General features: G+C 42.9%; 12 protein-coding genes. 6 read left to right on the top strand and 6 right to left on the bottom strand.

Annotated elements, in window-relative coordinates; genetic code table 11:
* Nucleotides 1–19: 19 nt before the first annotated feature.
* Nucleotides 20–1,363 (top strand): DUF1329 domain-containing protein, encoded by a 1,344-nt coding sequence (locus LU361_RS18890; protein WP_233090723.1) that lies wholly within the window; start codon nt 20–22, stop codon nt 1,361–1,363.
* A gap of 80 nt (nt 1,364–1,443) precedes the next feature.
* Here LU361_RS18890 and LU361_RS18885 read toward each other — a convergent pair whose 3' ends face one another.
* Nucleotides 1,444–1,938, bottom strand: coding sequence for a 3'-5' exonuclease (locus LU361_RS18885; protein WP_233090722.1), 495 nt, complete (start codon nt 1,936–1,938; stop codon nt 1,444–1,446).
* A gap of 88 nt (nt 1,939–2,026) precedes the next feature.
* On the opposite strand from LU361_RS18885, the gene LU361_RS18880 reads away from it, so the two are divergent.
* Nucleotides 2,027–2,350, top strand: coding sequence for a hypothetical protein (locus LU361_RS18880; protein WP_233090721.1), 324 nt, complete (start codon nt 2,027–2,029; stop codon nt 2,348–2,350).
* Here LU361_RS18880 and LU361_RS18875 read toward each other — a convergent pair.
* Both LU361_RS18875 and LU361_RS18870 read right to left on the bottom strand, forming a co-directional pair.
* On the bottom strand, nt 2,332–2,970 hold the full coding sequence (locus LU361_RS18875; protein ID WP_233090720.1) for a uracil-DNA glycosylase: 639 nt from the start codon (nt 2,968–2,970) through the stop codon (nt 2,332–2,334). The two genes, LU361_RS18880 and LU361_RS18875, sit on opposite strands and share 19 nt — an antisense overlap.
* Before the next feature lie 36 nt (nt 2,971–3,006).
* Nucleotides 3,007–3,615 carry a TetR/AcrR family transcriptional regulator gene (locus LU361_RS18870; RefSeq protein ID WP_233090719.1) on the bottom strand — a complete coding sequence of 203 codons (609 nt, stop codon included), beginning with the start codon at nt 3,613–3,615 and terminating at the stop codon, nt 3,007–3,009.
* A 224-nt stretch (nt 3,616–3,839) separates the two neighbouring features.
* Between LU361_RS18870 and LU361_RS18865 the strand changes: the two genes are divergently transcribed.
* From LU361_RS18865 to LU361_RS18855, 3 genes are all read left to right on the top strand, one after another.
* Complete coding sequence (locus tag LU361_RS18865; RefSeq protein WP_233090718.1) at nt 3,840–5,861, top strand: oxidoreductase; 2,022 nt, start codon at nt 3,840–3,842, stop codon at nt 5,859–5,861.
* Nucleotides 5,862–6,763: 902 nt separating this feature from the next.
* Complete coding sequence (locus tag LU361_RS18860; protein WP_233090717.1) at nt 6,764–7,840, top strand: WD40/YVTN/BNR-like repeat-containing protein; 1,077 nt, start codon at nt 6,764–6,766, stop codon at nt 7,838–7,840.
* A 2-nt stretch (nt 7,841–7,842) separates the two neighbouring features.
* On the top strand, nt 7,843–10,200 hold the full coding sequence (locus tag LU361_RS18855; RefSeq protein WP_233090716.1) for an efflux RND transporter permease subunit: 2,358 nt from the start codon (nt 7,843–7,845) through the stop codon (nt 10,198–10,200).
* Nucleotides 10,201–10,480: 280 nt separating this feature from the next.
* Here the strand turns inward: LU361_RS18855 and LU361_RS18850 are convergent, their stop codons facing one another.
* Nucleotides 10,481–11,398, bottom strand: a complete 918-nt coding sequence (locus tag LU361_RS18850) for a penicillin-binding protein activator LpoB (protein ID WP_233090715.1) — start codon at nt 11,396–11,398, stop codon at nt 10,481–10,483.
* Between the two features lie 180 nt (nt 11,399–11,578).
* Here LU361_RS18850 and LU361_RS18845 point away from each other — a divergent pair, with 180 nt between their 5' ends.
* Nucleotides 11,579–12,373 (top strand): hypothetical protein, encoded by a 795-nt coding sequence (locus LU361_RS18845; protein WP_233090714.1) that lies wholly within the window; start codon nt 11,579–11,581, stop codon nt 12,371–12,373.
* A gap of 277 nt (nt 12,374–12,650) precedes the next feature.
* Here LU361_RS18845 and LU361_RS18840 read toward each other — a convergent pair whose 3' ends face one another.
* Together LU361_RS18840 and fadA are read right to left on the bottom strand one after the other, a co-directional pair.
* Nucleotides 12,651–13,028 (bottom strand): glutathione S-transferase N-terminal domain-containing protein, encoded by a 378-nt coding sequence (locus tag LU361_RS18840; protein ID WP_233090713.1) that lies wholly within the window; start codon nt 13,026–13,028, stop codon nt 12,651–12,653.
* Nucleotides 13,029–13,364: 336 nt separating this feature from the next.
* A complete protein-coding gene (gene fadA, locus LU361_RS18835) occupies nt 13,365–14,543 on the bottom strand; it encodes an acetyl-CoA C-acyltransferase FadA (RefSeq protein WP_233090712.1) in 1,179 nt (392 codons plus the stop codon).
* Between the last annotated feature and the right edge of the window lie 9 nt (nt 14,544–14,552).

Here is a 14,552-nt window from a genome sequence, read left to right as displayed (position 1 = left end):
TAGGAACGGAGAATATTTTATGATAACAACCAAAAAACTGTTGCTGAGCACAGCATTGTTAATGGCTTCATCGTTTAGTCTTGCTGCGACGACACCAGAAAATGCCGCCAGACTCGGCAATGAATTAACCCCAGTCGGCGCAGAGCGCGCCGGCAATGCAGCCGGTACTATTCCTGCGTGGGACGGCGGACTGTCTCAATCCAACGACCGCTACACCAACCCTTACGGCGATGAACAACCGCTGTTTACCATCACCGCAGAAAACTTTACTCAGTACCAAGACAATCTGACACCAGGTCAGATTGCCATGCTACAAAAATACCCCGACACGTTTAAAATTCCGGTTTACCCCACTCACCGCAGTGCAGCCATGCCGGATGATATTTACAGCGCAATTAAAGAAAACGCGACTAAAACTCAGTTGACCGAAGATGGCAACGGAATTGTCGATTTTAATCTTGCGGTACCATTTCCGATCCCAGAAAGTGGTCTTGAAGTCATTTGGAATCACTTCACTCGCTACCGTGGCGGCGCACTGGAACGTACTTACGTACAAGTTCCTGTGCAATCGAACGGCAGTTACACGCCGGTAAAAATTAATGAGAAATTATCGTGGCCAAGCTTTTTAGAAAAAGGTCACGACCCGAGTAAAGACAGCAATGTTCTTTTCTACTTTGTTCAGGAAGTAAAAGCACCTTCTCGCTTGACCGGTAACATCTTATTGATTCACGAAACCATGAATCAGGTTACTCAACCTCGCCAAGCGTGGACTTATAACTCTGGCCAACGCCGTGTACGTCGAGCACCACAAATTGCTTACGACGCACCGGGAACCGCCAGTGACGGTTTACGCACCACAGATAATTCCGATTTATTTAACGGCGCCCCCGATAAATACAACTGGAATTTAGTGGGTAAACAAGAACTGTATATTCCTTACAACAGCTTTAAATTAGCTGACCGAGATGTGCGTTACAAAGATATTTTGCACACCGGACATATGAATCCAGAATTAACGCGTTACGAATTGCATCGCGTTTGGAAAGTAGAAGCAACACTGAAAGAAGGCGAACGCCATATTTACGCAAAACGTGTTTTCTACATTGACGAAGATACCTGGCAGATTTCCGTTGTTGATCACTACGACGGCCGCGGCGAATTATGGCGTGTTGGCGAAGCACATCAGTTCACCTACCGCGACGTAAAAGTACCTTGGTTAACCGCAGAAATGCTTTATGATTTACAATCAGGTAGATATTTAGCAGCCAGCTTAACCAACGAAGAAGGCAACGGCTTCGACTTTGAAAAACGCTTTGACTATAAAGACTTTACGCCACAAGCGATTCGTCGTAAGGGGAGATAAAAGTTTAGCTTTATAGCGCTTAATCTAAAAAGCCATTCTTGAGAGAGAATGGCTTTTTTTATAAATATACAAGAGACTTATTATTTTGTTTTAGTAATATGAAGAAAAGTCTCTTTAATCATACGAACATCTTCAGCAGCCCTGTGATGCCGAAATCGACCAGATTCCGCCAACAACGCCTTGTGTGCATCGAACTCATGCCATTTCTCTTTATCAATAAGATCGTATATTGAGTCAACATAAAAATTCCGTTCAATCTTTGCAGCAAAATACAATGTTGAAACCCAATCATCATCCCATCGATTAGCATCACTGTATAAAACAGTATCTGAGTCAGACAAAAATTCATTAATTTGATGCGCTACATCGCACACAGAAAGACCATTCTCGTATAGGTCTCGGCGCTTAATCCCGTGCAAGCTTTCAGCGGTTTCACACCAGTAAGTCCAGTTTTTTTCAGGCTTTATCAACCAAGACTTACAGATGCCTTGGCGTAAAATAGCAATTTCGATTGGATAAGAATCAAAATGCAAGCCGCTGGCTTCGATATCAATAATCCCTATATCTGTTTTCATAATATGATAATTAGGTCTCATTACTTGTCGCGCCTTAAAACATTGAATTTTACATACAGTGGCATAATAACAACTTTGAGAGGTTGTAATGACAGATTTTTGGGTTATAGATACAAAATGTAAAGTTTCACCAGAAAGTGGATTACCGCAAGACGGCAGCGATTTTTACTACGGGCGTAGTGTTGTTCCAGCAGAAAATAAAGACATTGCCATCACCAAACTAAGAAAACTATTAGAATCACACAAAATAGTCATTGATAGTGTTTTAGAATCTATTACGTATGAAAATGGCAATTGGGACGATGATGAATTTGATATCCACCATAGCCATGAAGAATCAAAAGCAGAAAACTCTATAGAACTTGGATGTTTTCTATCAGAGAATTCCCACTGTCAGTCTTGCAACAAATAAAGTTCTTTCACCTGCTCAATAAAAATATTCTGCCCACCGTAACTTGGGTGTCTTACTTTTATCACTGGCACATTAGTCTCTAATTTTTTCAATGCATTTTCGGCATCGTTACCAATGGCGATCAATCGTTTCGGCTTGAGCAATTTAATTAGGTCGTTAAGAATTTCTATTCCGGCGTCGCGCTCTTTTGCATTGTGGGCTCGATTGGTTAATGGTTGATTAGGCTCGTGGGGATGTAATGGAAATACGTTCCAAATAAATACTGGCACATCAATCTTTTTTAGTTGATCCCAAATAATGGTTGAGGTTCTTTCGGATATTTCTTTGCCTTTGGTGGTGCGTTCTGCGTTAACTCCCCATTTATTTAAATTTAATTTAAAATGCGTATCGTCAGTCATGGGTAGACCCGTTCGTCTTCCGCCGCGATAACCCAGATCGCGACCAATCCAAATTGAATCTACGCCTTGTTCACTGGCAATGTCTAAAACTTGTTTTAATAGCTTGCGACGTTTTTGAGGGGCGTTGTGATAATCGTAAATATCGCAACGCTGGCTGTAGGGGTTAAAACTATTTTCAAAATGTAATCGGCGAAGTTTTTTAACGAACTGATTAACGGTCATAAATCTACGAAGGAATTTTTGGTGTTACTTGTAACGTTATTTATGTTGATGAATTAAAAGCTGAACGGTGGTTTTGGCAATGTCTTCAAATTCTTCTCGATTAACATAAACACCATCAATAAATAATCGACACAATCCGTGAAGCGATGCCCAAGACGCTTGCGCTACTCTTAACGAAGGTAATTGTTGATTGAACAGTCCTTGTTTTTGTAATTCGTTAATCCAATGCAACCACACTTTGAAACTGTTGTGGGCGATATCTTTTAAAGAATCACTGACTTCGCCGGTTTTCCAAATTTCACGACCGTACATTAAGTCGTAGGTTTGCTGTTCTTGCTCGGCAAAGCGTAAGTACGCCAAAACGTAATGTTCAAAGGCTTGTGCCGGTGACAGGGCGTCGGTTTCTTTTACCGCCAAACTGACCAACCGGTTTTGGTTTAGAAAACCCTGTTCCGCTATCGCACACAAAAGCGCGTTTTTGTCTTTGAAATGATGGTATGGCGCGGTGCGAGAGACACTCGCCCGTTCTGCCAATTTGCGTATCGATAAGCTCTCTACACCGCCTTCGGCGATGATGTCGGTAGCCACGTCTAGCAAGGTCTGGCGCAGATCGCCGTGGTGGTAGGGTTTGGTTTCAGTACTCATCCTGGCAATCTAGCATTCGATCTTGACAGCGTCAAAATTAGCCACTATCTTGACACTGTCAAGATCGATTATAAAGCGGATAACAATAATTCACTTAAGTTGCGGCAAAACGATCAATCAAGCGATCGCAAACAACAATAACAACGCGATGAATCAAAAGCATTTACCGAGTTTTGCCTGCAATAGACCAAGCCTGGCTTGCCTGAACGGAGAACGTAATAACCATGTCCAGCAACTATCCGAATTTACTGGCTCCATTGGATTTAGGATTTACTCAGCTCAAAAACCGTATTCTTATGGGTTCCATGCATTTGGGTTTAGAAGAACAACCCAAAGGTTTTGAACGAATGGCTGCGTTCTATGCAGAACGCGCACGCGGCGGTGTCGCCTTGATTGTAACCGGGGGAATCGGCCCTAACTCTGAGGGCGCGGTACACAGTCACGCGGCGATTATGGCCAGCGAAGACGACGTTAAGAACCACCGTTTAATTACCGACGCGGTCCACGAAGCTGACGGAAAAATTTGTATGCAAATTTTGCATACCGGCCGCTACGCCTACAATCCGAAGTCTGTAGCGCCCTCGTCTGTCAAAGCGCCCATTAATCCATTCCCGCCCGAAGAACTGTCCGAAGATGGCATTGAGCAACAAATAACAGATTTTGTTAATGCCGCAACGTTAGCAAAAGAAGCCGGTTACGACGGCGTTGAAATTATGGGTTCGGAAGGTTATTTAATTAACCAATTTATTGCCGCACGAACCAATCAGCGCACCGATAAATACGGCGGTGAATACGAACACCGTATGCTATTTCCGGTCGAGGTCGTAGAACGAGTTCGCAAAGCTGTCGGTGAGGATTTTATTATTATTTACCGCTTGTCTATGTTGGACTTAGTGGAAGGCGGCAGTAATTTTGATGAAATCGTAACCCTCGGCAAAGCCATTGAAAAAGCCGGGGTCACCTTAATTAATACGGGTATTGGCTGGCACGAAGCTCGTATTCCAACCATTGCCACCAAGGTACCTAGAGCAGCATTTACTTGGGTAACGGCAAAAATCCGTGAACATCTAACTGTGCCTGTAGTCACGTGTAATCGAATCAATACTCCAGAAGTTGCCGAATCTGTTTTAGAGCGCGGCGATGGCGATATGGTATCGATGGCGCGACCGTTTCTTGCCGATCCAGAATTTGTGGTCAAAGCTCAGGAAAACCGCGCCGACGAAATCAATACCTGCATTGGTTGTAACCAAGCGTGCTTGGATCACGTCTTTGAAGGCAAGCTGACCAGCTGCTTGGTGAATCCTCTCGCCTGCCATGAGACGGAAATCATCATTAATCCGGTTCAGCAAAAGAAAAAATTAGCCGTTGTTGGTGCCGGCCCTGCTGGATTGGCCTTTGCTACCACGGCAGCACGACGTGGCCACGACGTTACATTATTTGATAGCGCCTCGGAAATCGGCGGTCAATTTAACATCGCCAAGCGCATTCCTGGCAAAGAAGAGTTCTACGAGACTCTGCGTTACTTTGGTCGCCAAGTGCAATTAACCGGCGTTGACTTGCAATTAAATACTCGTGTTGATAACCAATTGCTCGCACAGGGTAACTTCGATGAAGTCGTCATAGCCACTGGAATTACACCCAGAAAGCTCGACATCGACGGTATCGATCACGCTAAAGTGGTCACCTATTTGGATGTTATGAGCGGCGCTGACATAGGCAACAAGGTTGCGGTTATTGGTGCAGGCGGAATTGGTTTCGACATTTCTGAATACCTTATTCACGAAGGAACTTCCACCAGCCAGGACATCGCTGCGTTTATGCGTGAGTGGGGTGTCGATATGACGTTGAAAGCTCGCGGCGGTGTTGAAGGAATGGCACCAGTAATTGAGCCTGCCAAAAGAGAGATTTATTTATTGCAGCGGAAAAAGAGTAAAGTCGGCAATAATTTGGGCAAAACCACCGGCTGGATACACCGAGCTAATCTAGCCAATAAAGGCGTTAACATGCTCAGCAGCTGTGAGTATCTAAAAATAGATGACGACGGTTTGCACCTAAATATTAACGGTGAATACAAAGTGCTGGACGTTGATAATGTGGTGATTTGTGCCGGACAAGAACCTCGACGCGACCTAGCCGATACCATCACAGATATTCCTGTGCATTTAATCGGTGGCGCTGATGTTGCTGCTGAACTCGACGCAAAACGAGCCATTAATCAAGGCACCGTGTTAGCTTCGGAAATTTAACGCGCTGATTTTTAAACCGCGTCAATCAACAAGAAAAAAACTCAGGCACTCCAACCGTGTGCCTGAGTAAATGACTACTGATTGCATTAAATCTCAAAACATCGCCTATAAAATCATCTAGCGAAAAAATCATCGAGCGAAGGTACATTAAATTTCCTGGCCGATAACTAATCCTTTTATCTCGACAGAAACCACAGCGGATAAAAATCCTTGCTGGGTTATTTAATGACGAGAAAATAATAGCTATAGGAGCCTCTGACTAACCTCAAGATCACTCAGGCCAAGGAGTTTTTTTCTGATTAAGGCGTGTTTTTGAAGGTCTAACGGGTTAAATCGAAAAAGCACAACGCAGAGCAGGAAAAAACTGGCAGGCCCCGAAGGGCGTGTCTCAAGCGCACATTTGCAGCGTTGCTGTTTTTATTAAGGACTACGGCCATTAATTGCAAACGTCGCCTTGCAACTGCACGCTTGAGATCACGCTGAGTAATTTTGAGGTTAATCAGAGGCTCCTATAAAATAAGGAAGAAATATGGCCTAAATTTTCAGATTTATACAATCAAAATCCAGCCACTGCCCCACCGATTTTGAGCAATTGTTTTGAGCATTTCTAACCCCACACAAGTAACGCTTGATCAAATTAACAGCGTAATCGCATAACCCTTTAGCGATATGACTCGTGACGGTAAAAGCTATAAAATTCGTCCTTATTGATACCCTATAACTCACGTCTCACAAGGGTTTTTGGAAAATTTTGTCACCAAAACTGGTGCTATTTGTTATTGGCCAATTCCCTACAAATAGCGCAAGCTTGAGCTTTGTTCAATGCTGTCATATTGAACGGAATTCAATCAGGCCCATCCTTTTGAGGCAGCCACCCAATAACAATAACTAGCGGTTGATGCATGCTTAACAACTTTATATTTCGTGTTTTTTTGGTAGTCAGCGCTTGCCTTGCTCCTTTTTCCTTGTACGCCGCAGATCGCCTAGAACAATCCGCCCTTGTACGTGAAAACGCCGAGCAGTCACTGTTGCTTTCAGTTGCGCAATCGCAATCACGATTGATCAGCGTCGGTGAACAAGGCTTAATTCTGCTTTCTGATGACAACGGCGAGAAATGGCGCCAGGCGCCCGCTCCCGTGAGCACGCTGCTTACGGCCATCAAATTTTCTAGCCCCAATAATGCTTGGGCCGTCGGTCACGACGGCGCCGTATTATCGTCGTCTGACAATGGCGAAACCTGGCAAGTTAATCTGACCGGACGAGAAATTAACCAACTGAGAAAATCGGCGTTAGAAAAAGAAGTCGAACGACTGAGTGCAGAAAATGCGGATCCAGAGGTTATTGAAAACCTCACTTACGCACTCGATGACGCGGTATTTGCCATAGAAGATGGGCCCACGTCGCCGCTGTTAGACGTTTTATTTACCGACGCTAACACCGGTTTTATTACGGGTGCTTACGGGATTTTGCTGTCAACCCAAGATGGTGGCAACAGTTGGAATTACCTCGGCCACCGCTTACCCAATCCAGACGGTTTACACATCAATCGCGTGTACCAGTTAAAGTCGGGCCGATTACTGTTACTCGGCGAAGCCGGACTCATCATCACCAGTGACGATCAAGGCAATTCTTGGCAGCAGTTAGAAGCACCTTACTACGGCTCCTATTTTTCGGCAGTGGAAACCGACGCGCTTTATATTTTCGGCTTGGTTGGCCACAGCTTCCGTTACGATGAATTAAACAACCGTTGGGAGCCTGTCTCTCTGAGCACCGAAGCAACGATCAACGACGCCATTGCCGTTGACAACAAGCTTATTTTGGCCGGTCAAGGCGGTGCGTTATTGCGACAGAATTCAACTGGGTTTTCTCCCGTTGGAGAACGACAACTACGCTCATTTAGCTCGCTCGTTTTTACAGGAAATACACTGGTACTTACCGGTGAAACCGGCATCACTCGCATTACGCTCGGTAAGGAATAATCATGAATAAGCTGTCTTCCATTTTACTTTGGCCAATCTATACCAGCGAAAAACTGTCTGAGTGGTTGCTGTTTTCTTTCCGCAAAACCCTACTGTTTATTTTCTTATTAATTACCGTTGTTCTTGCTTGGCAAGCTTCGAAAATTCGGCCCGACGCCAGTTTTATTAAAATGATTCCGTCGTCGCACCCTTATGTAGAAAATTATATCGAGTACCGCGATGATCTCGCCGGACTTGGCAACAGTATTCGAGTGGTTGTCGCCGCCAAAAACGGCGATATATTCAGCGCCGAGTTCCAAGAAACATTAAAGCAAGTGACCGACGAAGTTTTCTTTATTCCGGGCGTTGATCGCTCTGCCTTAAAATCTTTGTGGACACCCAACGTTCGCTGGACGGAAGTCACTGAAGAAGGTTTTGTTGGCGGTCCGGTTATTCCACCAAAGTACGATGGCTCACCCGAAAGCCTGGAACAAATTCGAATCAATATTTTACGCTCGGGCCAAGTAGGCATTTTGGTCGCCAACGATTTTCGCTCTGCGTTAATTCAGGTGCCGTTGTTTGATACCAATCCCGATACCGGTGAAAAATTAAATTATCAGGATTTTTCCAATCAACTGGAAGAATTAATCCGAGATAAATACTCTTCCAATGAGATCTCTATTCACATCACCGGTTTTGCAAAAATCATCGGCGATCTGATCGATGGCTCCGTGCAAGTGGCTCTGTTTTTTGCAGTCGCAATTATCATTACGTTAATTCTGCTGTATTTGTACTCCGGCAGTGTTATGGGTTCAATTATCCCGCTGCTGTGTTCACTCGCTGCGGTTATTTGGCAGCTGGGTATTTTAAGTACACTCGGTTACGGAATTGATCCTTATTCTATGCTGGTGCCGTTTTTGGTATTTGCTATTGCCGTGAGTCACGGTGTACAAATTGTTAACACCATTACACTCGCCTCGGCCACCAACGGCGACGATAAACTCGATGCTTCTCGCCACGCATTTAAAACTATTTACACACCGGGTTTAACCGCGCTGATTTCAGACGCCATTGGTTTTATCACATTGATGGTAATTGAAATTCAGGTGATTAAAGATTTGGCGGTAGCGGCGTCGATTGGTGTTGCGGTCATTGTGTTGACCAACCTAATGTTTTTACCGCTACTGATGAGTTATGTTGGCGTTGGTAAAAGAGCCATTAACCGAGCAAAAGTAAATATCGAAAAGAAAAACTCACGCTGGCACTTTCTGTCTGTGTTTGCCGAAACCAAAGGTTCTTACACAGCCATCGCCATTGCCGTTTGTTTTCTGGCAGGTGGTTTGTACCTCAGCCAAGATTTAAAAATTGGCGACCTCGATAAAGGTGCACCGGAATTACGCCCAGATTCGAGATACAATTCCGACAACACATTTATTACCGAAAACTTTTCTACTTCCAGTGATGTGTTCGTGGTAATGGCAACCACCACGCAAGAGCAATGCAGCAGTTTTGATACGCTCTCTTACGTGGATCGTTTTCAGTTCTATTTAAAAGGTGTTCCCGGTGTTCAATCCAGCGTCTCGTTAGTGGATGTTTCCAAACGGGTTACCGCAGGTCTGAACGAACGCAATCTTAAATGGCAATCAATCAGCCGTAATCAGTTTGTGATTAATGCCTCCCTTGCCCATGTGCCATCGGGCTTGATGAATAATACCTGCTCTTTGTTGCCCGTTATTATTTATTTGAACGATCACAAAGCAGAGACACTGAAAACACTCACAGCGGCGATCGAACAATTTATCGATGAAAACCCATTAGACAGCGTCGACTTTTTAATGGCCGCAGGCCCAGCAGGATTTGAAGCCGCGACCAATGAAGTTATTGAAACCGCGCAATACAAAATGTTGATTTGGGTGTATTCGGTGGTGAGTATTTTGTGCTTATTAACCTTCCGCTCTATCCGCACGGTTATTTGTATCATCACACCATTGGCGTTAACGTCGATTCTCTGCCAGGCATTAATGTCTCAATTTGGCATTGGTGTAAAAGTCGCAACCCTTCCCGTTATTGCTTTGGGCGTTGGTGTGGGTGTGGATTACGGAATTTATATTTACTCCAAATTACAGACGTACCTATCAAAAGGCCACTCTTTGGCAGAAGCCTATTTAGAAACCTTACAGAGCACCGGAAAATCCGTTGCCTTCACCGGATTCACCTTAGCCATTGGCGTTGTCTTTTGGGTATTCTCACCCATTAAATTCCAGGCAGACATGGGCATACTCCTAACCTTTATGTTCATCTGGAACATGTTAGGCGCACTTATTTTATTACCTGCCATTGCCTGTTTGCTGTATCCGAAAAAAGCCGCTCCTGCGCATTAAATTCACAACAAAAAAGCCAGCTTAGTAATAAGCTGGCTTTTTATTAACAACGTTAAAATTTTTCTCTATTCTACTTCCCCAAGCTCACGCTCTTCTACTTGCTGGCTTTCTGTCTGAGGCACAACTGCACAATTAGAACAAATTAGCGGATATTCATCTGGATCAGTCGCAATAGTCGACACGCCTAAATATTCTGTTAATACCGATTCTAAAGCATGAAACTACACTGTCTATCCAAGAGCAATTATCAACCAAAATTTAGGCAACCACTTGGATGGCATTAAATTTTTTGTTCTGTATGTTGAAAAAGAGAACCTATTAATTTATCGACAGCATTATCCATCGTCTCCGTCGTGCTAAAACCTCTGTCTTCAACGTTGTATAACCACATATACTCACCAGTATTTACATTAATCAATCTAGCTGCTATACCAACAGAAACAATATTTCTTGTCTCTGATTTCTGTTTATATTCAAGGTCTTCTCTTATCGCATCAGGAGTAAGCGTATCCTTTCTGAGCCTTCGTATTTCCGCAAGTTGATCTTGCGCAGGTTTTCCTAAGGCAGTAGTTGCCAAAATTTTTCCGCCTAAGTCAGATTTTATTTTATTCTCAGTAACTAATAACTCTGAAACAAAATCATTATACTCAGATTCATAACGATCATATTCACCTCTTTTAAAGACACGCTGTAATGCAATTATCTTTTGATCGCTAGAATACTCAATAACGTTTCCATCCAATATGTAATCTGCGCTAATTAGCTTACCTATTCTTTTCGCCTGATCTTTATCAGACAAATTTGTAAAGTTACCATCCCTCAATTCTAACTCTGACTTAATTGTATTTATCTGAGATCTATCAATTACTTCCTTCAATCCATATCTACTTTTAAACTTGAGAAGCTTTTGTGCAACTTGCTGAGATGCTAGCGGACCACCTGAAGGATCACCACCAAAATCACGAATACCAATTATTTTTCCTTCCAAACTTTTGTGCTTGGAAACCCACTCTGAAGAAGGTACTGGTATATCTCGCCTAACAACTTCCTCTGTTAACTGCCAACGAGTACCTGGAGGATTAGGAGCCAAAGGAATTGGTTGCGCGGCACACCCAATTAAAAAAGCTATAAAAAAAGCGAAAGCCATTTTTTTATAGTTATTACATATAATTACAGATAATACATTACTCAGAATCATATTACTTTCCCCTTTAAGAAATTTTCCGTATCGACAAATAACGACATAACTTACATACCCAATCAGTCTTATGATATAAGCTACAAATAATTTATTGTACAATTTTTGTGTTATAAAAATTAATCAAAATTATTCAGCAATAGAAAAATCACCAAACAACCAACATCCTGGTAAAAAATTATGAGAAAAATATTTTTTATCCTTAAAAGAAAACTCAATAAAAAAACCATCTTATCTATTCCAATTCTCTCTATCATTCCTTTAATAGTCGGGACCATTGAAATTAGAGAACATTGGGAATCAATCGGCACAGAAAAGGACTTAGAGGGAAGACTGAAAAATGCTAATCTAGAATTAACTTCAATGATTTATGAAATAAAGTCAACAACCGATAAATTTATATTGGATAAAAACAAAGAGAGAGAGATTGAATGTATCATTGGAAAAAATTTAATATTCGACATAAATTTTCCAGACCCACTAAAGCCAGGAAGTCCTGAATCAATAATCCAGGCTCGAGAAGACATGTTAGACGAATATGAACTATCGATAAATGACTTGACGTCTCTCTTAATCTCCAGAAACAAAGTCATATCTAGCGACGCTTTATACGCCAACACAACCACCTTTAATAACATTGATCATGAATTTAAAGATATTTTTAATAATTTAGAATCTTCATTTTCATCTAAATTATTTTTAAGCCATCTAACAGCCAGGTACGATAACTTATTACTTAATCATGTAGACATAGTAACTCAAGAAAGAAACATATCAATTAGCATCATTGAGGATAAAAAATTATCTAACAAACCCATGTCAACGAGAAAAAAATTTATGGACAAAAGGATAGAAAACTTAGCTACCGATTTAAAAAGGTGTAAACCTAAATTTAATAAATTACATGAAACCGAAGAAATAAAATTTGATGATATTAATACAATATCTGGAGAATGGGTCTACCTATTAGAATAGCTCTTGGCAAAAAAATTAAATAACTGACCCCAAAAAGCAACTAAATACATTTCTAGAAAATCGTCAAATTACAGTAGAATTTAAGGCTCTATAAGTCCTTTTTCTCTAGAGCAGTCTATTTCGAAAGATCATTTAAATAGCTCTCTACTTTTCAAAGTCATGTTATTTACAATGACAACACAAATGAAAGAATATGAAAAATAATGGAATTAAACCCTTGCCTACTCGCTAAAAACAACGAACTCAAACAAGGGCTTTAAATATTTTTTGGGAGGGATTATTTAATATCAGCAAACTGGCTATTTAAATATTGGATAATACTTTTTGATTCGTACATCCATTCTTCTTTGCCGTCGTCGTGCTGAATGTGCAAACAAGGTACTTTTACTTTGCCGCCGCCATTGAGCAGGGATTCTCGATGTGGCGATCCTTGAGAAGCGCTGCGAGTTTCTATGGGTAGGTTGAGCTTGTACATCGCTCGGCGTGTTTTTACGCAGAATGGGCATCCCAAAAAGTGGTAGAGTTTCATGCTCTTGGTGGAATCGGCCACTTTGGCTTGACCTTGGGCTGAACGCTTAACTCGGCTCCAACGTGTGAGTAGATCAGCAGCAACCACCACTGCGCCTGTCACATTACGTAGTATTTTTACGATCATCTTGTGCTCTCTGACTAAATCGGTAAACGGGGCTATTTTAACGTCACTTTGCGCCAAAAGGCAGGGCCTATTTCGCTTTGAATGTATGATTTTCATACGGTCATTATGATTAATTGGCTCACAGGTACGGTTATATCAATCAACGAGAACGGCTATAACTATGCGTGAACGCTGTCAGGGGTATTGAATAGAAGAGATAAAAAAAAGCCCCAGCGGAAAAGGGGCAAAAATGCAAAGTAGATAGCTAGGTTGGACTAAATGTGTAATACAAGCAGGTTGGTAACCCCAGTTAAAATAGAGGTGATTTAACTGGGGTCTTTTGATTTACTACAAAAATTAATTAACGCGCTCAATAACGGTGGCAATACCTTGGCCCATGCCGATACACATGGTGGCAAGACCGAGTGTTGCGTCTTTCTGTTCGAGTACATTTAACAAGGTGGTGGTAATCCGAGTACCAGAGCAACCTAATGGGTGACCTAACGCGATGGCGCCACCTTTTAAGTTGACCTTATCGTCCATCTTATCCAACAGTTTCAGACCTTTTAGAACCGACAAACCCTGCGCAGCGAAGGCTTCGTTAAGCTCAACGTAGTCGATATCGTCTACGGTTAAGCCGGCACGTTTTAGTGCTTTTTGACTGGCTGGAACAGGCCCGTAACCCATAATGGATGGATCACAGCCGGCGACTGCCATGCTGACCACTTTCGCACGTGGCTTTAAACCCAGCTCTTCGGCTTTCGCCGCAGAGGTGATTAACATAGCGGAAGCGCCATCGGAAAACGCCGACGATGTTCCTGCTGTTACGGTACCAACTTTAGGTACGAATACCGGTTTTAAATTACCAAGAATGTCTTTGGTGGTTTCTGGACGGACAACTTCATCGTGTTCGAGCAATGATTTAAAGCCGTTTTCATCGTGGCCTTCTACAGGAATAATTTCGTTATCCCACAGGCCATCCAGGTGCGCTTGATGCGCTAAACGGTGTGAGCGGGCACCGAATTCATCTTGCATGTCACGAGAAATACCGTTCATCTTACCGAGCATTTCGGCGGTGACACCCATCATCATTGCTGCTTTAGCAACGTGCTTTGACATTTCTGGATTAATATCAACACCGTGCATGATGGAGATGTGGCCCATGTGCTCAACACCACCGGCGACAAACAAATCGCCGTTGCCGGTCATAATGGCTTGGCTACACGCGTGCAAGGCTGCCATTGACGAACCGCACAAGCGGTTGATGGTTTGCGCAGCAACGGTGTGAGGCAGACCCGCCAATAAGGCGGCGTTACGACCGATGTTAAAACCTTGCTCTAAAGTTTGGTTAACACAGCCCCACATCACATCTTCAACAGCCGCTGCTGGGACTTGTGGGTTGCGCTCTAACAGCGCTTTGATGGTCGCTGCCGACAGTGCTTCTGCACGCACGTTTCGGAAAGAACCGTTTTTAGATTTCCCCATCGGGGTGCGAACGCCGTCTACGATTACGACGTCATTTGGATTTAATGTCATTGTTCATCC

The sequence above is a fragment of the Sessilibacter corallicola genome, from assembly GCF_021290925.1.
Lineage (GTDB): Bacteria > Pseudomonadota > Gammaproteobacteria > Pseudomonadales > Cellvibrionaceae > Sessilibacter > Sessilibacter corallicola.
This window is presented reverse-complemented; position numbering and strand designations above follow the sequence as displayed.